Genomic DNA, 20,420 nt, shown 5'->3' with positions numbered 1-20,420 from the left:
CTTCAAAGGAGGTGATAGCCTGTTATTCACAAGTATTCCGACCGGTTTACTGGAGATTATCAATGCCCCCCATGATCCCATCCGAGGCCAAGCGTTCCAAGGTGGAGCAGATCAAGGCAGACAGCCACTTTCTACGGGATCCCCTTCAGCAGGAGCTGGCCCAAGACACCACCCACTTCAGCGAAGCAGCGGTGCAGGTGCTGAAGTTTCACGGGGCTTACCAGCAGGACGACCGGGATCGGCGGCAGCAGCGAAAGCAGGAGGGGCTGGAGCGGGCCTATTCGATGATGTTGCGCACCCGCATCCCAGGGGGACACGTGCCCCCCCAGCTTTACTTGACCCTGGATCGGCTGGCCGATGAGTACGGCAATGGCACCCTGCGAGCCACAACGCGGCAGACGTTTCAGCTACACGGGATCCTCAAGAAAAACCTCAAGGCCACCATAGCCAGCATTCTCAAGCAGATGGGATCCACCCTGGCCGCCTGCGGCGATGTCAACCGCAACGTGATGGCACCGGTTGCCCCCTACAAAAATCGCCCTGCCTATCGCTATGCCCAAGAGTATGCCCGCAAGCTGGCGGATCTGTTGGCTCCGAAGACCTCTGCCTACTACGAGATCTGGGTGGATGGCGAGCCCATTCCCATCCCGCCGGTGGATGAGGAAGTGCGGGAAGCAGAGCAGTTTGTGGGCAACGGGGTGCGCCTGGAGGGGCCAGAACCTCTGTATGGCCCCGTCTATTTGCCCCGCAAGTTCAAGACAGCCATCACCGTAGCCGGGGAAAACACGGTAGATGTGTACTCCCAGGACCTGGGCTTGATTGTGCTCACCGACCGCAAGGGCAACCTCAAGGGCTTCAACATCGTGGTAGGTGGCGGGATGGGACGCACTCACGGCAAGGAAGAAACCCAGCCCTTGCTGGCCCAGAAGCTCTGCTTTGCCCCTCCGGAGGCGGTGTATCGGGTTTGCCAGGCGGTTTTGGCCGTGCAGCGAGACTACGGCAACCGCTACGACCGCAAGCAGGCGCGGTTGAAATACTTGGTGAGAGACTGGGGGATCCGCAAGTTTCGCCGTGTGGTCGAGCAGTACCTGGGGGAGAAGTTGTTGCCCTTCCGGCGCATGCCCAAGTTTGTCCCCAACAGCGACGACTACCTAGGCTGGCACGAGCAGGGGGATGGCCGTTGGTTTTTGGGCATTTCCATCGAAAATGGCCGCATCCAGGACACCCCAGAGCGACAGCTCAAGACGGCACTGCGCCGGATTGTGGAAGCCTTTTCTCTGCACGTGCGGCTGACCCCCACTCAGGATTTACTTTTCATCGACATTGCGGAGCAGCAGCGGGATGCCATCAACCAGATCCTCAAATCCCACGGGGTGCTCTCCAAAGAAGAGATCCCCCAACTGGTGCGGCTGTCGATGGCCTGCCCTGCCCTGCCCACCTGTGGGTTGGCGATTACCGAGTCGGAGCGGGCTTTGCCGGGGCTGGTTCGCCAGTTGGATCGGCTGTTGCAGGAGCTGGATCTGCAGGATTCGCCCTTTTTGGTGCGCATGACCGGCTGCCCCAACGGCTGTGCCCGACCCTACCTGGCCGAGCTGGGATTGGTGGGATCCGCCCCCGATGGCTACTACCAGATTTGGCTGGGAGCCAGCCCGCAGGGGGAGCGCCTGGCGCAAGTGTTTCAGGATCGGGTACACATCAGCCAGATCGTGCCGCTCATGAGAGTTCTCCTGCAGGTCTACAAGCAGGAGCGCCGTCCTGGCGAGAGCTTCGGCGACTACTGCCACCGGATGGGGATCCCCTATTTGCAGGCCCAAGTTCAGCAAAGGGATGGCGTTTTTGCCTGAAGGGATCCCTCAAAAACGAGACCAAGCCTGTAGCCATTCCCGGAGCGCTTCCAGCCATCCAATCGGTTCGGGCTTGGCTGCTTCTGGAGCTTCCTCCTCGCCAGCCGGCAAGCTAACTTGGTCAGGGTGCACCCTGTAAACTCGGATGGGTTTGGCGTTGGGAACGGGTTTCACCGAAAGAGGCTCCACCTGCAGGAGTTGCCCTTCCACGGCTCGATACACAGCTGCCGAGATGAGCAACCGGGAGCTCTGTTCCTCAGACTGTTCCCCCCCTTGCGAAACATCCTCAACCGACTCCAGCCAGGTGGCAAACTGAACCGACTTCCCGAAGGCGGACAACCGCTGCGGATCTTGGGGATCGAGGGGCAGCAAAAGGACTGGGCCGTAGTGGATCCCGAGGGTGAGCTTAACCTGGGGGTAGGAGAGTTGCCGCAGAGACCTATTCAACTCCGCCACCGACTGTCCAAGCGCCAATCCCGCCTGCAGCGCCTGCTGTATGGCCAGCTCGGGTTGTTTGAGACCAAACAAAGCCAGACTTCTCAGCCCACTCTGGTTGGCCAGTACTCCCCCATGTTGCTGCACCAAGGCCCCCATTTGGGCGAAGTAGCGACCCAAGGTGTAGACAACATCGTAGGGAAAGTTCTCCTCGTCGAAGTTGGCCGTCCCCCGCAGGGAAGCGCTGAGAATGGCGGCGGTGACTTGGCTGCCGACCGAATGGGCCTGCAATTGATGTTGGGCCACTTCCACATCTGCTTTATCGATCACCAGCCGTTGCAGGGTGACATCTCCAGTGATGCGGGTTTGACAGGCCAGACGAATATGCACGGGAAGATCCAGCCGTTGGGCCAACCTCTTCTCGGCAGGAGTCATGCTGCGGCAGTTTTGGCTGCCTTCCAAAATCAGGATGCGACAGGTGGAGCAGGCGGCATTGCCCCCACAGGCATGGACATGGCGCACCCCCGCCTTGAGCAGATTTTCCAGAACCGTGAGCAGGGGATTGGCTTCAAAGGTGAGGTTATCCGGCTGACAGGTGATCTGCATGGTTAAAAGGGGAGTGAGGGGTGGCAAAAAGATTCAGCACTACCTAAATTCAGTACGGCATTGCCCTCCCCTTGGATGCTGTTTTCAAAAGTTTTGGGTATTGGGTAACCTCACCCCGCAGCCTGCCCCGGCGCCGATGATAGAGTACAGAGGAGTCTTCTGCGCGAGCCCTTTATGCCTCAGTCCAAACCCCAAGAATCCCCAGCCCGCAAGCTCCTCAACATTTTGCTGCTGGTGGTGGGCACGGTAACTTTCTTGGGCTTCTCCTTTGGCCCGCTATTCCAGGCCCTCGGGCCTTCCGAATCTCCAGAGGCCAGCCTGGTAACCGAGCAACTGCGGGCCCAGGCAGACGGCTATCGCGTCGTGCTGGAGCGGGAGCCGGATAACCCCATTGCCCTGCGGGGGTTGATCGACACCCAACTGCAATTGAACGAGCCGCAAGGGGCAATCGAGCCGCTGAAGAAGCTGGTGGAACTGGAGCCCGAAAATCGGCAACTGCGAGCTTTTTTGGCCCAAATCCAACAGGATACGGGGGATTTTGAAGGGGCGTTAGAACAGCTCCAGCTCCTTCACGACAGGGATCCCAAAGATGGCCAGGTGCTGCAGCAGTTGGTGGATGTGCAGCTAACCCTGGGCCGCACCTCTGAGGCCATTGCCCTACTGGAGAAGCATCTTGAAGAAGTGCCGGAAGATAATGATGTGCGTTTGCGCTTGGCTTTTGTCTACGCCCGCAACAACCAGACTGAGAAAGCTGTAGTCCTCTACGACAAGTTGATTGCGGCGGATCCCAGTGATTTCACTCCCGTGCTCGGCAAAGCCATAGCCCTCAGCTCCGCCACCGATGAAAACCTACGGGCAAAAGCGCCTGAGCTGTTTGAGCAAGCGGCCCGGCTGGCCCCGCCCCAAGTTCGGGAGCAAATCCAGCAGCAAGCAGAGATTTATGCTCAGGTGAACCGGCCCCAGACGGTCGAGAACCAAAACAGCAACCCCTCCCCCTGAGCAGGTTTTCAACCGTTAGGCTAATCCAGGTGTTGAGAAGCTGATCCCTGACGGTTCTCAGTTGACCCGATAGGGAGAGCTACGGAAAAGACTCAAGTGCCTTTTCTACAGAGGGGTAGATCTCGTAAATGGCATCCAAGCCGGTGATGGAGAAGAGCAGCTTGACCTGCTCCTGCAGGCCGCAGAACTTGAGTTGATAGCCTAAAGTGCGGCAATGGCGATGCGCTCCGACCAAAACAGACAGCCCTACGCTGTCGATCAGACTCACTTGACTGAGATCCAACAAGAAATGCCCCGGTTTCTCGGTGAGAATTTGGCTTAGCTCTTTCCGTACCTCGCGGGCAATGGCGGCGTTGAGCCTTTCACTGTGCAATTTCACAACCGTAACAAGGGATCCCTTGTGGCTGAGCTGGATGAAGACATCCATGAAAAGCCCGTCAGGTTTGAGGGGGAATGGGCACAGGCACGATGCAACCAGACTGATTTTGAATTGCTAAATCACCATGAGTATGAGTTTGTCCTCACTGGGCTTCTCTTGCAAGCATTCTTGGACACTTCTCTCTTGCAGGTTAGAACTGGCATGAACGGGATCCCTGCCTGGGCTGGAGATGCTGCCGCCCTGAGCCTACTGGTCATGCAAGTGCCGATGCTGGCGGTGCTGCTGGCGCGGCTGCTGCCCTCTTTGCGGCGCCCTTCCCCCCTGCCTCCCGGTCAGCCGGGGATCCCTTTGCAGCCGGGCTTGGTCAGCGTGTTGTTGCCCACCCTCAACGAAGCCGAGCGCATCGATCCCTGCCTAGAAGGATTACACCAACAGGGATCCGTCCTGCGAGAGGTGCTGGTGGTGGACAGCCGCTCCCAAGATGACACCCCCGAAAAAGTGCTGCAGATGGCCAAGCGGGATCCCCGCTTTCGCCTGCTGACCGACGATCCCCTCCCCGGCGGATGGGTGGGCCGCCCCTGGGCCTTGCACTATGGGTTTCTCCAGTCGGATCCGGCCTCTGAGTGGATCCTGGGCATTGATGCCGATACCCGTCCCCAGCCAGGCTTGGTGGAGCGCCTGCTGGAAACCGCCCAGGCCCAAAGGCTCGACCTGATCACCCTGGCACCGCAGTTTATCCTGCAGCACTGGGGGGAAGGCTGGCTGCAGCCGGCTCTTTTGGTGACCCTGATCTACCGCTACGGGGCCGCCGGAGACACCGCCACCCTGCCGGAACGGACGATGGCCAATGGGCAATGTATGCTAGTGCGCCGGTCGGTGCTGGAAGCCATGAACGGCTACACGCTGGCGCGGGCCTCCTTCTGTGACGATGTCACCTTGGTGCGGCAGATTGCGGCAGCCGGCTTTAAAGTAGCTTTTTACGACGGTCGGCACCTGCTCAAGGTGCGCATGTACACTTCTTTTGGCGAAACTTGGCGAGAGTGGGGCCGATCCCTCGATTTGAAAGATGCCACCCCTGTGGCCCAGTTGTGGGGGGATATAGCTCTCCTCGTCCTCACCCAAGGGATCCCTGGGCCGGTGGTTGTAGGGCTGTTGGGCAAAGCCGGGATGGGGTTTCCCTTTTCCCTGACGGAGCAGGTGCTGCTGGGGCTTAACCTAGGCTTACTGATTCTGCGCTTAGGTGTACTGCTGGGCATTCGCGGCTCCTATCAGGATCCCCCTTGGACGTTCTGGATGTCGCCTCTGGCGGATCCCTTGGCCGTTCTGCGGATAATCCTATCTGCCCTCAGCCGACCCCGGTCTTGGCGAGGGCGCACCTACTAGGAGAGCCCTCAATCGGCTATTGCCTCGGGATCCACGCCCAACTCCCGCAATTTCGCGGCTAGGCGCTGCTGTTCCAGACGGGCCTGTTCGAGGGCTGCTTCTGCCGCTTCGGCCCGCTGCCGCTCCTGCTCTACCTGTTCGATTCCCCATAGGAGCAAATTCCCATCGGCAGTCCACCACCGCAACCAGTTGGCTTTGGTCTCGGCTTTTTGTCCCCGCCACACCCCCAAAAACAAGCCAATCTCCGGGATCCAGTAGCGACGGTTTTCATCCGCCGATACAGGGGTATAGCGGCCATTCTCCAGGCGGTAGACATCCAGCTCACCGGTTTTGGGATGAAAGATTACATAGACAGGCACCTGCAAAATGCGCTCGTAGAAATACCATTTTCCATAGGGATAGTGGGGATTGATGGAGTACTCGCCGCCCTCGGTTTCGGAGATGAATTCCATCACAATCGCCGGGGGATTCCCTTCTAAGTGTGGGGTATAGCTGCGGCGGATCTCTCCTTCGGGAATCGGCTGTACTGCGGGCACATAAACCCAGTCGGGGGCTTTCACCACCACCTTGTCCCCGACAGTGCTGCAAAGGCCAAAGTTGGAGGCGATCAAAGCCTGGGCAGGGATCATCTGAGCGAGTTCCAATGCCTCACGCAGAGCAGCAGCCAAAAGGGGCTGTAAGGTGCTTTCCACAGGCTCATCCGGCAAGGGAAAGTCTTCCGGCAGTTTTTCCCATCGAATGGGAGGTAGGGGCGGGGTGAGCCGAACAGGAGAGAGGGTCATGGCTGAGGATACCCATGGTGATAAGGTACATGAATGCCTTTTGAATAACTCAAAGCACTTGCTGATATCAACCCCAGGCAATTCCACAAGGCTGTTGCAGGCTAGGACGGATTCAGTCATCTCGACTGCCAATCCATACGGTTGAGATATGCTTGGGGGCAATGAGCAAGTTTTTCGGCGTCTTCCTTGGATTCAGCAAGAGAGCGTATGCCAGAGCCTGAACCCTCTTCTGCCCACATTCTGGTGATCGAAGATGAAGCTAAGCTGGCTCGTTTTGTGGAAACGGAGCTGACCTGTGAGGGATATCGAGTCAGCGTAGCCAGCGATGGCATGGCCGGGTTGAGGGCAGCCTGCGACCAAAACCCCGACTTGGTGCTGTTGGACTGGATGTTGCCCGGCATCTCAGGTTTGGAAATTTGTCGGCGACTGCGCTCAACGGGCAACCGCGTGCCCGTGGTGCTGATGACCGCCAGAGATGAGGTGGCGGATCGGGCAGCAAGCTTGGACGCTGGGGCGGATGACTACGTGGTCAAGCCTTTCAGCATTCAGGAGCTGCTGTCTCGGATACGGATCTATTTGCGGCAGCCAAGGCGATCCCGCGACGGCCAGTTGGTGTTCATGGATCTGACCCTGGATCCCGTAACGCGGGAGGTAACCCGGGGAGAGCGACAGGTGGAGCTGACGGCCAAAGAATACGACCTGTTGCGCTACTTGATGGAACACCCCCGTCAGGTGCTCACCCGCCAACAGATCTTAGAGCATGTGTGGGGCTGCGACTTCACGGGCGACTCCAATATCATCGAGGTCTATATTCGCTACTTGCGCCTCAAGATCGAAGGCCCAGGGGAGAAGCGCCTTATCCAGACGGTGCGCGGGGTAGGCTACGTGTTGCGCGATTGACATGCCCCCCGCCCCAAAGAGCAAGGATTCTGGTTCCTGGTTCTGCGACAGCACTTAGCTGTATCAGGTTTCCCCTCCACGACGGCGGTGCCTATCTCCCCAGTCGTTCCCCCAAGCGCTCCGCGCCGCTAGCGTGAAAGACTTGGCCAAGTGGTGATTTCTCACCAAGTTCTGCACCTGCAAGTCCTCATAAACCACAATGTCGTGAGACATTCCCACACACTGGGCTAGCTCAATAACCCGGTCTCTACGCTGGCGCCAGACTTTGATTTGGTTGAAGTGTACCTCGCCAAGCCGCTTCCTCTACTTGTGGTAGTTGCTGTATTGAGGTTTTACCCCCTTCCTATTCACGCCAGCGGGCCGTGGGCCTAACTTTCTGCTCAGTCTTCTTTGCTGTTGCTTCAATCTCCTTTCGGCACGACGCAAAAACTGGAGACACGGCACAGCTTGCCCACTGCTGTCGCCCACATCCAGCCCCACCACCTGGCCGGTGTACTCTGTCATCCAAGGCTTGGTACTGCGCTGGAGTGGCGTTGAGGAGTTTGGCTTCTCTGACCAGCGTGGGTGTATCTTATCGCAGGTCTAACAGGGCAAAAGCCGTCCTGGAAGGGCGGGGCTTCAGGCCTAGCTTCTTGGTAAAGTTTGGAACTGCCCGCATTCGGGATTGCCTTAAACTTCTCTTAAATCCTGTTTCACAGGTAACTGCTAGCATGAGGCCAACTTCACTCCCACCCCCGGAAAGGAAGGCCTTTATGAACTGGCTGATGCTGCTTGGTCTGCTTTGTCTTCCTGCCTCTCTGTTTTCGTTTGTTGAGTATTTGCGCTCCCAAAGGTTGGTTCAACAGCTCTCTGCAACTCGGTTGCTCAAGATAGCCGAGCTTCGCCATCTCGGTCAGACCAACCCCCAGGCAAAAGGAGCAAACTTGGCTCAAGTTTACGGCAGGGTTGTGTGCGATCGGCCTTTGGTATCGGAACTTTCGCGACAGCCTTGCGTCTACTACAAGTCTGAGATCTCTTGGGAGTATGACGAGATCGAATGCTATCGAAGGTATTTGAATAGCCGAGGCGATGTAGCGTATAGCGAACGGATCAGCGAAGGCGAATATCAGAACGCTCTACGCTTGGGATCCCGAGCAAAATCCTATCCGGGGGAGATGGTCGGGAAAAAGCCCGGCTTGGGCTACTCTGACTCCGGTTCTTTTCAGAAAAGGGTTGATCCCGACTACTCTAATTCTTTTCCACAAAAGCCCAACCCTGGCTACCCCGGTTCCGGTTCTTTCCAGAAAAAGCCTGGTTACCCCGACTACCCCCAGCAGCTTGGCTCTCCAGGCTATCCTCAAAAATCGCCGTTTTCCGAAGTAAGCTCTCCCCAAAAACACTACGCCAACGTGTATTACGATCCGAGCACAGGTCGGGAATATCTCCTTGAAAGAGAGACGAGAACGAGAGACGAAACCCTTCACTCGGTGGTTCGCCAGATCCCTTTTTTCATCGAAGACGAAACTGGAAGGGTGAGGGTGGATCCCACAGGTGCGGAGATAGAGGCTATGTCGGTTGTGGATGAGCATATTTTTCCAGGAAAAGGGCCCAGCCGGTTCAACTTCAATCTCAAGCGCTACCTTTCCGGAGTGAGAACAGAAAATCGCTCCACCCGAGCTTTTATCTATAAGGAATGGGTGATTCCGGTGGATGCGATGGCGTTTACCATGGGGCAGGTGCGTTTTGAGGCAGGGGATCCCGTGATCCGAAAACCCCTTTCTGGGGAAAGGTTTATGATTGCCCCCAAATCCCCTGAAGCCCTCTTGGAAGAGCAGCGCTCCAATGCCAGCAGCTACCTGGTGGGATCCGTCGTCCTGCTGGGTATCGGCATTTTCACCGTGCTCCACCTGCTGCAATCCCTGCAGCCTTATCGCTAGTTCCTGCCCAGGCAGAGGGAAGCCTACTGCCACTCACAACGACAAACCCAGCTTGAGCCCAAGCAGGGCATGGGCAAACAGTACACATAGAATGAGGCTGCCCACATAGGCATGGGTGGTGCGCAAAGCAGCGCGGTTGCCCCCAAAGCCGCTGAGGGACAAAGCTCCATTCACCGCCAACAACAGCAACACCAGGGATCCCGTCCAAAAATGGGGGCTGCTCAACAGGGGCTTCCCTTGCATCACCAGAGAAAGAAGGCCGCCAGTGTAGCCCAAGGCAATGAAGGTGGCCATCCAGGGGGCCAATTTGCGGTGGTCAAGCAGAGGCTTCTGGGCCGCTTCCGGCAGGGATCCCTCTGGCGCTGTGGAGGCGGCTGCCAGACGCAAGGCCCGTCCTCGCCACCCAGTCAGGCCGACAAAGCTGCCCATCACCACCACCACGATCCCCATCATCAAGGGGTGACCCCATTGCACAATGGGTTGGGGCAAGTTAAGGCCGGCAAAAAACTGGGCTACGGGCTGCAAGGTGGCGGCTAACCCATCCGAAGCTGCCGACAGATCCGGCAAGGCCAAGCTCAACAGGTTCATGGCGCTCCCTCTACCTCCGCAATAAATCTACAGCTGCTTAACAAATCTACAACACCCCAATTCTAGAATGGGAGGACATCAGTGATCTCCCTCAATTCGTTGAAGGGAGGACGTCAGCTGACCCATGCCAGCGGGAAGCTTCTGGTGGGCACCTGGCAGCGGTAGAATGTCTGACGGTAAAGCTGTGGCTGTGAGCGGCTCTCTCGCCACTGAGTGCTGAGCAAAACGGAGTTGTTGAGATGGCCAAGTTGTTGTTGGGGGATCAAGCCTTTGAGGTCGAGCTGCTGACGGATGTGCCCACCAATTGGCCGGGAATTAAAGTCATGTCTAAGGGGGCCAAGCTGGACATTCCAGCGGGAACTGTGGTGAAGGTGGAGGCCGAGGATGACCACATAGCCGGCTCCTATAAGGTGGTCTATCGTTTGGCGCCTGCCTATCCCCGCAGCTGGCGGCTACTCCTGGAGCGGGAGAGCGTCACCACGGCGCCTCAGGTGGCATCGGCTCCAGAACCAGAGGTTGCTCAGGCCAGCAGCTCAGAAGGAGGGCTGCCCAATAGCGATAAAATCTTCGCCATCAAGGTATCCGGCCTCGTGGGAGGAGGTGTGCGCAGAAGTGTTGTCGAGTACAAAGTGCCCTTCAGCCGCCTTTCCCAAGAAGTGAAACGGATCACCCAAATGGGAGGCAAGATCGTCAGCATTGCCGAGTCCAATCTGCTAAGCACCCTTGAGTAGCGGGCGGCTTCCTGGGAGGTTCTGGGTTCTTTCAGGCCACCCGTCCAGGCCATTCTGGTTCAAACAATTTCAACGAGGGATTCCTGTAGAAAGCATGCGGCGATTTCTCCCCTATCCCCAACCTGAGGATGGGGTGGTAGGCTGGCGTTGGTTTTGCCGTTGCCTGGAAGGCTGCCTTTTCCTGCTGTCCTGGGGGTGGGCTTTGGGTAGGAAAAGGCGTTCCGGCGAGGGCTGAGCTTTTGCAATTGGGAGTGGGGAGTGAGGCCATGACATCTCGACGACAGCCGACGCGCTTGGGAGGGTCGATGCCCCAAGGCCATGCAGGCTTTGGGTCAGCAAGGGGATCCCAGCCGTACCCCTCGCCCACTCCACGACAGAGCTTTTCCTCTTCCTCTCGACGTCCGCTGGCCAAGTCTCGACCGAGGTTACTCCCCTTCTTAAGCTTGCTGGTGATCCTGCTGGGATTTGGGGCTGGGGCCCTGGTGGCCTGGGCAACTGCTCATCCCGACTGGGTCAGCCGCCTGCCGGGGCTCTCGCCACCTCTAGCGGAGATCCCTGCCCCCCGCGCCCACGCTAAAGCGGCTCAACAGCGCTTGCCCATCTCCTTAGAGACCCAACTGGAGCGGGATCCCTTTGCTTTGGATCCCTTGGCCAGCCTTTCTTATGTGCCCGCCATCATGTATCACGATGTGGTGGCTGGCCGCAAGCAGGTCTGGTTCGACACTACGGCGGCGGAGCTGCGGCAACACTTTGAGGCCATTAAGCAGGCGGGGTTGACCCCCATCCACATCGACCAACTGTACAAACACCTGCGGGACGGAGATCCCTTGCCCGAAAAAGCCATTTTGCTCACTTTTGACGACGCCTACCTGGGCCTGTACGAGAACGCCTACCCCCTTTTGAAGGAGTACAACTACCCCGCCACCTACTTTGTGCAAACCGGCTTTGTCGGCGTGCCCACCAGCAAGGATCACTTCACCTGGGATCAGATGCGGGAGATGGATGCCAGCGGGCTGATCGACTTTGCCGCCCATACCGTCAACCATCCTCCTGATCTGCGGGTGCTAGACGATGCCCGCCTACGGCGAGAGGTGTTTGACTGCAAGGCCAAGTTGGAGCAGGAGCTGGGCCACCCCATCCACTACTTCGCCTATCCCGAAGGCAACCGGGACGAGCGGGTGAAGCAATACCTGGCCGATGCCGGTTACCGGATGTCTTTTACGATGGATCCCGGTTTTACAGGACAATCGCCCAACTTGCTGGAGGTGCGGCGCTTTAACCAGTTTCGCCTCACCGAGGCCATTCTTGGCGCCCGCACCTTTAGCCTCAGCCGCAGCCTCGACTACTGGCTGGATGTGACGCAGCCTCTGGCTCTGACCGACGAGATCATTGACGGGGTGCGGGTGCTCACCATCCGCGGCGGACGGGCAGCCACAGTGCACGCAGAACGGCGCTACGAAGTCAGGACGTTGGTCCAGCGCTACCAGGCCGATGCTGGCATTAACGGCAGCTTCTTCTCCATCCCCTGGATCAACTCCGCCAGCAACGTCATGGTGGGGCCGGCGATGGCTGCCAACCACAAGACCTTCATCCCCGGTCGTCCCGAAGATGACCAGGCAATCCGCGGCCGGCCGCTGGTGCTGCTGGGCAGGGATCGCCTCCGCTTTGTGCCCTTTGATCCCGACACCATGACCCACTTGGAGAACATCCGCCAGTTGATGCCGGATGTCACGGATCTGTTTGTGGCCGGTCTATGGCTGGTTAAGGATGGCCATGCCCTCTCTCCGGCGGAGATCAACTCGTTCCGCCTTGCCAGCGCTGCTGAGTTTCGCCCCAGAGCTTTCTTTGGGGTAGATGACCAGGAGCGGGTGGTGATCGGAGTTACCAAAACCCACGTCAACGCCGCCATCCTGGCCAGTCTGCTGCCCAAAACCGGGATCCGGGAAGCCGTGCTGCTGGACTCTGGCTTTAGCACCTCCCTGGTCTACCAAGGGGAGATCCTCGCCACCGGCCATGCCGGTCCCAACCAGCCCAGCCGTCCTGTGCCCCATGCCATCTTGCTCTACGACATGAACCGCCTCTGGGCCAGGGATCCCCTTCCCGAGGCCAAGGCTGGCTCTGAGGGAGATCGGCTGGAGGGGCTGGTGCAACTTTTGCCCGGCAGCGAGCAAGAGGCGGCCAAAGCCCAACTCAAGAGCATTCTGGCCGGCCAACGCACGTTGAGGCGGGGGGATCGGGGGGCAGCGGTGGTAGCTGTGCAACTGGGGTTGAGCCGTTTGGCCGCTCAGCAGGGACGGCTGGATCTGCTCCCCTCTGGCCCCGATGGGGTGTATGGTCAAGAGGTGGCCCAGGCAATGGCGGAATTGGTGCTGGCTGCACCTGAGCGCACTGAGATGGGATCCCCCCTTCCAGCCACCCCTACCCCCCTGGTGGCCGGAACGGCGACAGCCCGCCAAGGGGTGGACATCATCGATGCTCAACTGCTGCGGCGTCTGCTGGAGCGCGTTAACTTGGCCTCTCCCTCGGTACTGGTGGATACGCGCTTAGAACGGCCTGCCCTGTCCCTGGAGTGCAAGCCAACCCGGAAACTGCTGCCCAGGGTTGCCTTCGGGCAGGACTAAGTTTTGTCTTCGCCTTCCAACCTAGGCCTTGGCGGGAAGCCTAGAAGACCCCCCTCCAACAGAGGCTATCTCTGAGAAAGACGGGCCTGCTGGCAACGAATACACCCATAACCTGGAAGGGTTTCTCCCGCAGCACCACTAGATCGGCTCTTAGGCCTGGGCGAAGGGCTCCCCGATCCTGCAGACCAACCGCCTGGGCAGGGTTGTGAGTGACCAAAGCTATGGCTTGGGGCAGATCCAGCAGCTGCTTCTCCGCCAAGGCAAAGGCAGCCCTCAAGGCTGAAGCGGGGGAGTAGTCAGTGGCCAAGGCGCCTAGGGCTCCTACTTGTAGAGCCTCCGAAGCGGAGAGATTGCCGACATGGGAGGAGCCCCTCAGGGCATTGGGAGCCCCCATGACCACCAGCAGGCCCAGTTTCCGCGCTTCCAAAGCTGCTGCTAGGGTAACCGGAAACTCGCTAATTTTCAGGCCCATCTTGGCCATTAACTGAACCTTGGCGGGGCAGTCGTCGTCGTGGGAAGCCAAAGGTACCCCCAAAGCTTGCGCTTGCTGAGCCAATTGGGCAAAGCTCTGCAAGGTCTCCTCCCCCGCCTTGGCCGCCAAACTAGCGGCAACCTCCTCGGAAGGCCGGGCCAGCTGGCGAGCCATGTAGTGGATGTAGTCCTCCGGCGTCCGGAATTGGCCTTGGCCGGGGGTGTGGTCCATGAAGGAAAGGAGATCCACCCAGCCTTGGCTGAGAGCTTGGCGAACAGCTGCTGCTCCCAAGGGGCGCGAGAGTTCATAGCGAGCGTGGATCCTCAAGTCCAGAGCCAGCTGGGAACGCAGCGCCACCAACTGCTCTGCCATAGCCAAGGCCGTTTCTGGGCTGCGCCAGCCAGGCAGGCCTTCCCAAAAGGACAGAGTTACAAAGGCAGTGGTAATCCCCGCCGCCAAAGCTCGGTTTTCCCAAATCCCCAAGGCCATGTCCACCGCCAGCTGTACCCCTGGGCGTGGCTCCAGCTCGGGCTCCAGGCTATCGGTATGGAGGTCGACTACGCCGGGCACCAGGGTAAGTCCTCGCAAAGGGATCCCTTCCCCCACTTGCCCCTGCCGAATCTCGGCAATCCGCTCCCCCTCCAGCCGCAGGGATCCCACCGGGAGGACACCATCGGGGAGAACTAGCTTAGGCCCTGCTAGCCACATTTGCCCTCACCTCCAGGGAATAGGTTTTGTCAACCAAACCCGACACATCGTCTAAGGAGTGAAAAACGCCAATGATAGCTGTTCCCTGCTGCTTCAAGGCTCGTAGGCGTTCTCGCAAGGCCAACTTGGCTGCAGTATCCAAGCTGGCGGTGGGCTCGTCCAGAAGCAGCAGCGGATAGGGGTGGATGAGAGAGCGAGCCAAGTTGACTTTCTGTTTCTCGCCCCCCGAGAAGCTGGTTGGAAAAGTCTCCAGCAACTCTGGCTTCAGACCCAGCTCCAGGAGCAGCTCTGCTGCTCGATGTCGCGCTTGGTTTTCCGCTACTCCCTGCCACAGCAAGGGCTCCGCAACCAGCTCCAAGGCCGTGGTGCGGGGCCTGGGATCCAGAAACTGGCTGACGTAGCCGATGCGCTCGCGGCGGATTGCTAACACCTCGCGATCCCCTAAGCGGGCCAGATCCACCGTTCCCAGAGGGGTCTGCAGGAGGGCTTGTCCTGCCGTAGGCCAATAGCTGCGGTAGAGGGTTCGCAGTAGAGAAGACTTGCCAGAGCCGTTGGGGCCCTCCAGCAGCAAAAACTCTCCGGCTTGCAGGGAAAAGCTCACCTGCTGGAAGGCCAGAACCTCTCGCCCCAGTCGGTGAAGAAAGAACCGTTTTTCTAAGTTAACGACCTGCAACACCTTGCCCTTCCTAAAGTCTTGCGGCAACCAGATCCTGGGTAAAGGGGTGGCGAGGATCCTCCAGCACTTGGTCGGCCAATCCCTCCTCCACTACCTCCCCCTGGTACAACACCACAATTCGATCCGCCACAGCCCTCACGACCGAGAGATCGTGGCTTACTAGGATGAGGCTCATCCCCAACTGCCGCTTGAGGCGGCGCAGAGTATCCAGAAAGGTGGCCTGCACCAGCAAATCCAAACCGGTGGTGGGCTCGTCCAAAAGAACAGCCAGAGGCTTTTGGACTAAAGCTTTGGCAATCTGTACCCGCTGGCGCTCTCCTCCCGAAAGAGAAGCTGGGGGATCCCCGGCTCGCTCTAAAGGAAAATCGGCTCGCTCCAAAGCCTCCTGCGCCTCCGCTGCCAGCACTCCAAACCGCCGTTCTTCTCTAAGGACAAGGGGCTCCGCAACATTAGTCAGGGCCGCAAAGCCCATGCGCAGGGCCTGGGCGGCATCCTGATAGACCATGGCCAGGTAGTGCCGCGCCGCAGGCTGCTCGTAGCGAGAGAGCAACAGCAGGTTACGTCCCTCCCAACCCGGCACGTTTAGCCGATACTCCCCCTGGGCTGTCTCCTGAAGGTAAAGGATCTTCAGAAGAGTAGTCTTGCCACTGCCGGAAGCTCCCACCACCCCCAGCACCTCTTGGGGATAGAGCTTGAGGCTGACGTTCTTAAGCGCCCAGCGATCCCCGTAGGCTTTGCAAACCTTGACCAGCTCCAGAAGGGGGGTCTCCTCAGCCATGCTCTTTCTCCACAAATAGAGGACCGCTCGTTTTCCCGGCCAGCAGCTTTTCCATATAGCCCTGGTCGGAGATTTCATAGGCCAAGCTGCCATCTTCTTGGGGAATGGCGTTGAGGAAGACGTGGCGGCAACCGCTGCGACGGCAGGATCCCAAAATGGGCTCCGGCTGGAAGGGCCGATCCACAAAGGCCAAGGGCTCCACCCGGGTGTAGGGAGGGACGGCATAGAGCCGCTTCTCCCGCCCGGCCCCAAAGAGGGTGATATGGGCTGCCAGATGCAGCTTGGGCAGATCCCAGCGGGGCAGAGGGCTGGGATCCATCCCATAGCGCCTATGGACCAGAACTGGGTAGGCCGCTCCCTTGCGGCTCTGGCCGTGGCGTAGGTGCTCCTCAAAAAGATCCACCCACAGCAGGCTATAGTCGCCCAGGGCATGTAGCTCCCGCGCCCTGGCGTCAGAGGGCTCCACATAGCGCAGAGGCTCAGGGATGGGAACTTGCAGGATTAGGATTTGACCTTCTTGGAGCCGCTCCTCGGGGATGCGGTGGCGGCTTTGGATGAGGGTGGCCTCCAGCGTGTCGGTGGTTGTTCGAGCGCCGCTGACCTGGGCAATGAAGCGGCGCAAGTTGGCGGCATTGACAGAGTCATCGGCCCCCTGGTCAATGACCTTCACCACGTCCTGCGGCCCCACCAGGCTGAGCGTAAGCTGCAATCCCCCTGTGCCCCAGCCGCGAGCCAGCGGCATTTCCCGGCTAGCAAAGGGAACTTGATGGCCCGGTATGGCCAGGGCCTTGAGAACCTTGCGCCGAATTTCTCGCTTGGCCTCCGGATCCAGGTAGGCATAGCTATGCTTGGGTTTCAAGGGAGGCCTCCTTTTGGAAGTGGCTCATCCAGTTGCTGAGAAAGGTTACGTAGTGGGGTAGCTTGTAGTGGAGGGCAAAGCCGGAGGCCTCCACGGGATCCGTATGCACCAGGACAAACTCCTCGCTGCGAGCCGGATGGCTGGGGCGATCCATTTCCAAATCCAGCATGGCGCCAGCGATGGCCCGCCCCTCGTTCCAACCCAGGCTAGCGGCAAAGCCCAAGCGGTATCCTTTTTCTCCGTGTCCCACCACCTCAGTAAAGACCAGGCGGATCCGCCCCAGGCGAAAGCTTCCCCCCCGCACAGGATGAAAGGCGCGTACCTCGAGATAGCCCACGCCCAACTCGGCAACCGTTGGGTGGGTGTGGACGTTGTAGGCGCGCATGGCGCTGTAGGCCAGAGCCAGAAGTCCCCCCGTATCTCCCCTGGCCAAAGCTTGCAGGCGGTGGGCCCGCGGCGCTGGAAACAGCAGTGGCTGCCGCGTCAAGTCGGGAATCTCTTCCCCTGGAGCAGGGCTACTGGCTTGCTGCTCTGCCGTGGGATCTTCTTCCAGCAGACCTTGCTCCCTCAGCCAGCTGCGCACAGAAGGATAGTGCTGGGCAGCAGCCACGGCCGCCGGCTCTAGCGGGGGGCTTTCAGAAAAGCCCAAAAGACGCAGGCTGTAGTCTAGGGTGGGCCCCAAGACCTGGCCGCCGGGAATGCTCTTGAAAGCCGAGGAAAGCCGACGCACCAGCAGGAGATCTTCCTTTTTCTGCAGCTGGGCTTTCCCTAGGCGGGGGAGAGTAGTCCGGTGTGCTCTCAGAAGCAGCAGGGCCTCGTAGAGGTCCCCCCCTGTCTGCACAAGGGCAGTGGCCGCCAGCTCCGGAGCCCACAGCCCCGCCTCTGCCATCACATGATCCAGGAGATAGGGCAGCCCAGCCAGCTGCTTTGTCCGGCCTCGCCTGCTTTTGGCTTCTGCCGCTGACAACAGCTCGCGAAAAAGGGCCTCGGCATTGAGAATGGCCTCTTGGCTGCCCCGCGCTACGACATAGCCCATCCACCCACCTCCACGCTTCGGGGTAAGCCTACCACTTGGGGGCCGTCAGTTAACAGGATGTCCACTCCCAGCGGGTAGGCCAGGATCTGGGAGCGCAGCTGCCAAAACAGAGAGGGCAAGCCTACAGCCAACTGGATCTCCCCAGCTATGCCGGGCCCTCTGAGCAACACAGGGGATCCCCGGCCCAAGGGGGCCCCCAGGATAAGGGTCGCTCCCGCTTCAGGCTCAAGGTGGGTGCCTCTTTTGAGAGCCAAAAGGCTGTCTGGGCCAGCGGGCAAACTCTCCAGCTGCTCGGCAAAGACAAAGTCAGCAGCCTCCAAAGCCACAGGCCGGGGATCCTGCCCACGCAAATCCGACAGCAGCCAGCTTGGCGCCCAAACCCCTACATTGCCATCCACCAGCGTCAGCCCAATGAGGCGAAAGGCTTGGCGAAGGGAGCGAGCGGGAAAGCTCTCCAGACGGCCAGGGTAGCTCAACGCCCTAACCAACGCCCGGAAGACCTGCTGGCTTTGCTTTTCTGCCAGTCCCGGTGTGGGGCCGTAGGCTTTGGACATCCCCAGGCTCACAGAGTCTCCACCTCCAGGCGAGTTGCAGCTACCTTGCGCCAGAGGCGCTCGTCTTCTTCTTGAAGATCCTTCTGAGCCGCTAGCGCCAAAGCCTGGATCTTCTCCACAGCAATTCCCGCCTGCAGAGCGGCGTCTAGGTAGGCCAGGGCGCGCGCCAGACGCGGCTTTTCCCCCAGCACCATCCCGTATCCTTCTACTCCCTTTTTTGGAAAGCGCAGCCAGACCTCGTAGACCAGCACTTCTCCCACGTAGAAGGGCGTCCCCGTGCGGGAGTCCTCAAAGGGGAGCGCCAGCAGCCCTGCCCCTTCCCTGAGCTTTTGGCTGGATCCCAGAGCAGGCCTGACCTCCCGCGCCAAAGCCAGCACCTCCTTCTCGGGGGCCTCCTGCAACAGCTCTAGCATCTCTAGGGGCTGCATCCCAGCCTCCTAAATCAGGGTCTGGCGGATCCGCGCCGAAACTTTGTCAATTGTAAATACAGCCAGCAGAATCAGCAGAACAACCGTGGCCGCATCTTGAAAGCGAAAGGCTCGTATGGTCTGCATCAAATCAAACCCAATGCCCCCTGCCCCCACCAAGCCCAAGACCGTTGCCGAGCGCACGTTAACCTCAAAAAGGTAGAGAGTGCTGGAGTAAAAGGCAGGAGCCACTTGTGGCCAGAAGCCATAGGCAATAACCAGGAGAGGGTGGGAACCTGTAGCCTCTACCGCCTCCACCTGCTTCATATCTACTGTCTCGATGGCCTCTGAGAGGAGCTTGCCTGCCACACCCGCCGTGTGCAGGGTCAAAGCTAGGATCCCTGGCAAGGGTCCTAGGCCAATTGCGGCCACAAAAACCAATGCCAAGACCAGTTCATTGAGCCCCCTGAGGACATCCATGAGCCCGCGCACAAGCAGGTAAACCGCAGGGGAACGCATGACATTTCTGGATCCCAGGAAGGCCAAGGGAACCGTGAGAAAAGTGGCCAGGAAGGTGCCCCAGAGGGCCATCATCAGGGTTTGCAACAGGGAGTAAAGGAAGTTGGGCAAGAAGTAAAAGCTGGGAGGAAAGAAGCGAGCCAAGAAGGCCGCACTCCTCCCCAAGCCAGCTAACAACTTTCCTGGCGAGATCCCGGCAGGCTCCGCCGTCAGCAAGAGAGCGAGAAAAACCCCCCCATACAGCACAACCGTGCTCAGCTCCCTGCGCTTAAGCTCTGCTGGCAGGGGGGGAAGTCTCCTAGAGTTGGCACTCAGGTTTCTTAAGAGCATCGTTGACCTTGCGGAAGGGATCGTAATCTGCGTCGCTAGCCGGCTCAAAGCCCTTCAGCCCACGAGCCTCCAGCCATTTCTGACCCTCCGGCGTGTTTTCGTACTCCAGATAGACCGTGCGCAAGGCCTCCTTGAGATCCTCTGGCAGATCTTTACGGTAGGCCCAGGGAGAGGAAGGAATGGGATCCGATCTCCAGATGACCTCAAAGTCCTCTATGCCTTTGATCTGCCCCTTGTTGGTGGCAAGGCTGATCCCGGTATCCCAGGTTACACCAACGGGAATGGTTCCCTGAGCTATCCCCAAGATGACCGACTCGTGGTTGCCAGCAAAAACTACCCGCTTGAAATACTCCTTGGGTTTGATTTTGGCCTCAAGACAGAAGTGGGCCATGGGCACCTTGAAGCCAGAGGTGCTCTCTGGGTCGACGAAAGCAAAATCTTTGCCCTTGGCGTCTTCTAGAGTTTTGATGCCACTGCCTTTCTTGGAAAGTATCAAGGAGTGATAAACGGTACCCGAGCGCAGCGAGTCCTCTTTCACGAACGCTTCAATGGGAGCGTTGGCCTTTTCAATGGCATCTATGTAGGAGCCAGGGCCGTAGAAAGCTACGTGAGTTTGGCCTTGTGCCTGGGAGACCATCACCGCCGTGTAGTCACCGGCCACAAACAGGCGGACGGGGATCCCCAGTTTTTGTTTGAGATAATCCAAAAAGGGAGCATAGCGAGCTTCGTAATCGGCAGCACTCTCCACCGGTACTTCAGCAATCACCAGCTCCTTGGGCCAGTTTTGCTTCTGAGCCAGCCCTGGAACCCAGCTGGAAATTCCCATGAGGAAGGCAGCAAGGAACAGAATTTTTCTTCTCCGCATAAGGTTTTCTCCTTTGCAGTTAACTTGCGGTT

General features: G+C 59.0%; 21 protein-coding genes. 7 read left to right on the top strand and 14 right to left on the bottom strand.

Translation table 11 applies throughout. The features are described from left to right. Positions 1-62 precede the first annotated feature (62 nt). A complete protein-coding gene (locus ACVWZG_RS00195) occupies positions 63-1,844 on the top strand; it encodes an NADPH-dependent assimilatory sulfite reductase hemoprotein subunit (protein ID WP_457404777.1) in 1,782 nt (593 codons plus the stop codon). A gap of 9 nt (positions 1,845-1,853) precedes the next feature. Here the strand turns inward: ACVWZG_RS00195 and ACVWZG_RS00190 are convergent, their stop codons facing one another. Further along, entirely contained in the window at positions 1,854-2,912 is a 1,059-nt protein-coding gene (locus ACVWZG_RS00190) for a 2Fe-2S iron-sulfur cluster-binding protein (RefSeq protein WP_457415139.1), read from the bottom strand. A 147-nt stretch (positions 2,913-3,059) separates the two neighbouring features. On the opposite strand from ACVWZG_RS00190, the gene ACVWZG_RS00185 reads away from it, so the two are divergent. Next, positions 3,060-3,884: a tetratricopeptide repeat protein gene (locus ACVWZG_RS00185; protein ID WP_457404773.1), complete on the top strand. Its 825-nt coding sequence runs from the start codon at positions 3,060-3,062 to the stop codon at positions 3,882-3,884. A gap of 79 nt (positions 3,885-3,963) precedes the next feature. Here the strand turns inward: ACVWZG_RS00185 and ACVWZG_RS00180 are convergent, their stop codons facing one another. Further along, positions 3,964-4,311 carry an STAS domain-containing protein gene (locus tag ACVWZG_RS00180; protein WP_457404771.1) on the bottom strand — a complete coding sequence of 116 codons (348 nt, stop codon included), beginning with the start codon at positions 4,309-4,311 and terminating at the stop codon, positions 3,964-3,966. A gap of 153 nt (positions 4,312-4,464) precedes the next feature. On the opposite strand from ACVWZG_RS00180, the gene ACVWZG_RS00175 reads away from it, so the two are divergent. After that, on the top strand, positions 4,465-5,646 hold the full coding sequence (locus ACVWZG_RS00175) for a glycosyltransferase (protein WP_457404768.1): 1,182 nt from the start codon (positions 4,465-4,467) through the stop codon (positions 5,644-5,646). Positions 5,647-5,654: 8 nt separating this feature from the next. On the opposite strand, the gene ACVWZG_RS00170 is transcribed toward ACVWZG_RS00175, so the two are convergent. Next, the gene (locus ACVWZG_RS00170) at positions 5,655-6,428 is read right to left on the bottom strand and encodes a Uma2 family endonuclease (RefSeq protein WP_414408014.1); all 774 of its coding nucleotides are present in this window, start codon (positions 6,426-6,428) and stop codon (positions 5,655-5,657) included. Positions 6,429-6,635: 207 nt separating this feature from the next. Between ACVWZG_RS00170 and ACVWZG_RS00165 the strand changes: the two genes are divergently transcribed. Further along, entirely contained in the window at positions 6,636-7,328 is a 693-nt protein-coding gene (locus tag ACVWZG_RS00165) for a response regulator transcription factor (RefSeq protein WP_457404767.1), read from the top strand. A 63-nt stretch (positions 7,329-7,391) separates the two neighbouring features. Here the strand turns inward: ACVWZG_RS00165 and ACVWZG_RS00160 are convergent, their stop codons facing one another. After that, positions 7,392-7,541, bottom strand: a complete 150-nt coding sequence (locus tag ACVWZG_RS00160) for a hypothetical protein (protein ID WP_187147255.1) — start codon at positions 7,539-7,541, stop codon at positions 7,392-7,394. A gap of 941 nt (positions 7,542-8,482) precedes the next feature. Between ACVWZG_RS00160 and ACVWZG_RS00155 the strand changes: the two genes are divergently transcribed. After that, on the top strand, positions 8,483-9,244 hold the full coding sequence (locus ACVWZG_RS00155) for an E3 ubiquitin ligase family protein (protein WP_414342134.1): 762 nt from the start codon (positions 8,483-8,485) through the stop codon (positions 9,242-9,244). Positions 9,245-9,277: 33 nt separating this feature from the next. Here the strand turns inward: ACVWZG_RS00155 and ACVWZG_RS00150 are convergent, their stop codons facing one another. Next, positions 9,278-9,832, bottom strand: coding sequence for a DUF4079 domain-containing protein (locus ACVWZG_RS00150; protein WP_011431843.1), 555 nt, complete (start codon positions 9,830-9,832; stop codon positions 9,278-9,280). Between the two features lie 239 nt (positions 9,833-10,071). On the opposite strand from ACVWZG_RS00150, the gene ACVWZG_RS00145 reads away from it, so the two are divergent. Together ACVWZG_RS00145 and ACVWZG_RS00140 are read left to right on the top strand one after the other, a co-directional pair. Next, positions 10,072-10,563 (top strand): phycobilisome linker polypeptide, encoded by a 492-nt coding sequence (locus ACVWZG_RS00145; protein WP_457404765.1) that lies wholly within the window; start codon positions 10,072-10,074, stop codon positions 10,561-10,563. Positions 10,564-10,829: 266 nt separating this feature from the next. Further along, entirely contained in the window at positions 10,830-13,184 is a 2,355-nt protein-coding gene (locus tag ACVWZG_RS00140; protein WP_457404762.1) for a polysaccharide deacetylase family protein, read from the top strand. Positions 13,185-13,224: 40 nt separating this feature from the next. Here the strand turns inward: ACVWZG_RS00140 and ACVWZG_RS00135 are convergent, their stop codons facing one another. Genes ACVWZG_RS00135 through phnD form a run of 9 tightly spaced genes read right to left on the bottom strand, consistent with a single transcriptional unit; the run spans position 13,225 to position 20,388 of the window. Further along, a complete protein-coding gene (locus ACVWZG_RS00135; protein ID WP_457404759.1) occupies positions 13,225-14,364 on the bottom strand; it encodes an alpha-D-ribose 1-methylphosphonate 5-triphosphate diphosphatase in 1,140 nt (379 codons plus the stop codon). After that, positions 14,345-15,040, bottom strand: a complete 696-nt coding sequence (locus ACVWZG_RS00130; protein WP_011431839.1) for an ATP-binding cassette domain-containing protein — start codon at positions 15,038-15,040, stop codon at positions 14,345-14,347. The genes ACVWZG_RS00135 and ACVWZG_RS00130 overlap by 20 nt, the downstream gene beginning before the upstream one ends. Positions 15,041-15,050: 10 nt before the next feature. Next, positions 15,051-15,818, bottom strand: a complete 768-nt coding sequence (locus tag ACVWZG_RS00125; RefSeq protein ID WP_457388101.1) for an ATP-binding cassette domain-containing protein — start codon at positions 15,816-15,818, stop codon at positions 15,051-15,053. Then, entirely contained in the window at positions 15,811-16,677 is an 867-nt protein-coding gene (locus ACVWZG_RS00120) for an alpha-D-ribose 1-methylphosphonate 5-phosphate C-P-lyase PhnJ (protein ID WP_457404756.1), read from the bottom strand. The genes ACVWZG_RS00125 and ACVWZG_RS00120 overlap by 8 nt, the downstream gene beginning before the upstream one ends. Next, positions 16,661-17,713: a carbon-phosphorus lyase complex subunit PhnI gene (locus tag ACVWZG_RS00115; protein ID WP_011431836.1), complete on the bottom strand. Its 1,053-nt coding sequence runs from the start codon at positions 17,711-17,713 to the stop codon at positions 16,661-16,663. Before ACVWZG_RS00115 ends, ACVWZG_RS00120 begins: the two co-directional genes overlap by 17 nt. Then, complete coding sequence (gene phnH, locus ACVWZG_RS00110; protein ID WP_049749546.1) at positions 17,698-18,279, bottom strand: phosphonate C-P lyase system protein PhnH; 582 nt, start codon at positions 18,277-18,279, stop codon at positions 17,698-17,700. Before phnH ends, ACVWZG_RS00115 begins: the two co-directional genes overlap by 16 nt. Next, the gene (gene phnG, locus ACVWZG_RS00105; RefSeq protein ID WP_011431834.1) at positions 18,276-18,695 is read right to left on the bottom strand and encodes a phosphonate C-P lyase system protein PhnG; all 420 of its coding nucleotides are present in this window, start codon (positions 18,693-18,695) and stop codon (positions 18,276-18,278) included. The genes phnH and phnG overlap by 4 nt, the downstream gene beginning before the upstream one ends. A gap of 9 nt (positions 18,696-18,704) precedes the next feature. Further along, a complete protein-coding gene (gene phnE, locus ACVWZG_RS00100; RefSeq protein WP_414342146.1) occupies positions 18,705-19,523 on the bottom strand; it encodes a phosphonate ABC transporter, permease protein PhnE in 819 nt (272 codons plus the stop codon). Continuing rightward, positions 19,492-20,388 (bottom strand): phosphonate ABC transporter substrate-binding protein, encoded by an 897-nt coding sequence (gene phnD, locus ACVWZG_RS00095; RefSeq protein WP_457404753.1) that lies wholly within the window; start codon positions 20,386-20,388, stop codon positions 19,492-19,494. Before phnD ends, phnE begins: the two co-directional genes overlap by 32 nt. Positions 20,389-20,420 lie beyond the last annotated feature (32 nt).

This window comes from Thermostichus sp. OS-CIW-33 (assembly GCF_054059615.1).
This window is presented reverse-complemented; position numbering and strand designations above follow the sequence as displayed.

What these genes read in the sequence shown, in the direction of transcription:
- ACVWZG_RS00155 (WP_414342134.1), top strand. Translation starts at nt 8,483, where the DNA reads ATGGTCGGGAAAAAGCCCGGCTTGGGCTACTCTGACTCCGGTTCTTTT.
- ACVWZG_RS00125 (WP_457388101.1), bottom strand. Translation starts at nt 15,818, where the DNA reads ATGGCTGAGGAGACCCCCCTTCTGGAGCTGGTCAAGGTTTGCAAAGCC.
- ACVWZG_RS00160 (WP_187147255.1), bottom strand. Translation starts at nt 7,541, where the DNA reads ATGTCTCACGACATTGTGGTTTATGAGGACTTGCAGGTGCAGAACTTG.
- ACVWZG_RS00135 (WP_457404759.1), bottom strand. Translation starts at nt 14,364, where the DNA reads ATGTGGCTAGCAGGGCCTAAGCTAGTTCTCCCCGATGGTGTCCTCCCG.
- ACVWZG_RS00180 (WP_457404771.1), bottom strand. Translation starts at nt 4,311, where the DNA reads ATGGATGTCTTCATCCAGCTCAGCCACAAGGGATCCCTTGTTACGGTT.
- ACVWZG_RS00140 (WP_457404762.1), top strand. Translation starts at nt 10,830, where the DNA reads ATGACATCTCGACGACAGCCGACGCGCTTGGGAGGGTCGATGCCCCAA.
- ACVWZG_RS00145 (WP_457404765.1), top strand. Translation starts at nt 10,072, where the DNA reads ATGGCCAAGTTGTTGTTGGGGGATCAAGCCTTTGAGGTCGAGCTGCTG.
- ACVWZG_RS00185 (WP_457404773.1), top strand. Translation starts at nt 3,060, where the DNA reads ATGCCTCAGTCCAAACCCCAAGAATCCCCAGCCCGCAAGCTCCTCAAC.
- phnG (WP_011431834.1), bottom strand. Translation starts at nt 18,695, where the DNA reads ATGCAGCCCCTAGAGATGCTAGAGCTGTTGCAGGAGGCCCCCGAGAAG.
- phnD (WP_457404753.1), bottom strand. Translation starts at nt 20,388, where the DNA reads ATGCGGAGAAGAAAAATTCTGTTCCTTGCTGCCTTCCTCATGGGAATT.
- ACVWZG_RS00115 (WP_011431836.1), bottom strand. Translation starts at nt 17,713, where the DNA reads ATGGGCTATGTCGTAGCGCGGGGCAGCCAAGAGGCCATTCTCAATGCC.
- ACVWZG_RS00165 (WP_457404767.1), top strand. Translation starts at nt 6,636, where the DNA reads ATGCCAGAGCCTGAACCCTCTTCTGCCCACATTCTGGTGATCGAAGAT.
- ACVWZG_RS00195 (WP_457404777.1), top strand. Translation starts at nt 63, where the DNA reads ATGCCCCCCATGATCCCATCCGAGGCCAAGCGTTCCAAGGTGGAGCAG.
- ACVWZG_RS00170 (WP_414408014.1), bottom strand. Translation starts at nt 6,428, where the DNA reads ATGACCCTCTCTCCTGTTCGGCTCACCCCGCCCCTACCTCCCATTCGA.
- ACVWZG_RS00175 (WP_457404768.1), top strand. Translation starts at nt 4,465, where the DNA reads ATGAACGGGATCCCTGCCTGGGCTGGAGATGCTGCCGCCCTGAGCCTA.
- phnE (WP_414342146.1), bottom strand. Translation starts at nt 19,523, where the DNA reads ATGCTCTTAAGAAACCTGAGTGCCAACTCTAGGAGACTTCCCCCCCTG.
- ACVWZG_RS00150 (WP_011431843.1), bottom strand. Translation starts at nt 9,832, where the DNA reads ATGAACCTGTTGAGCTTGGCCTTGCCGGATCTGTCGGCAGCTTCGGAT.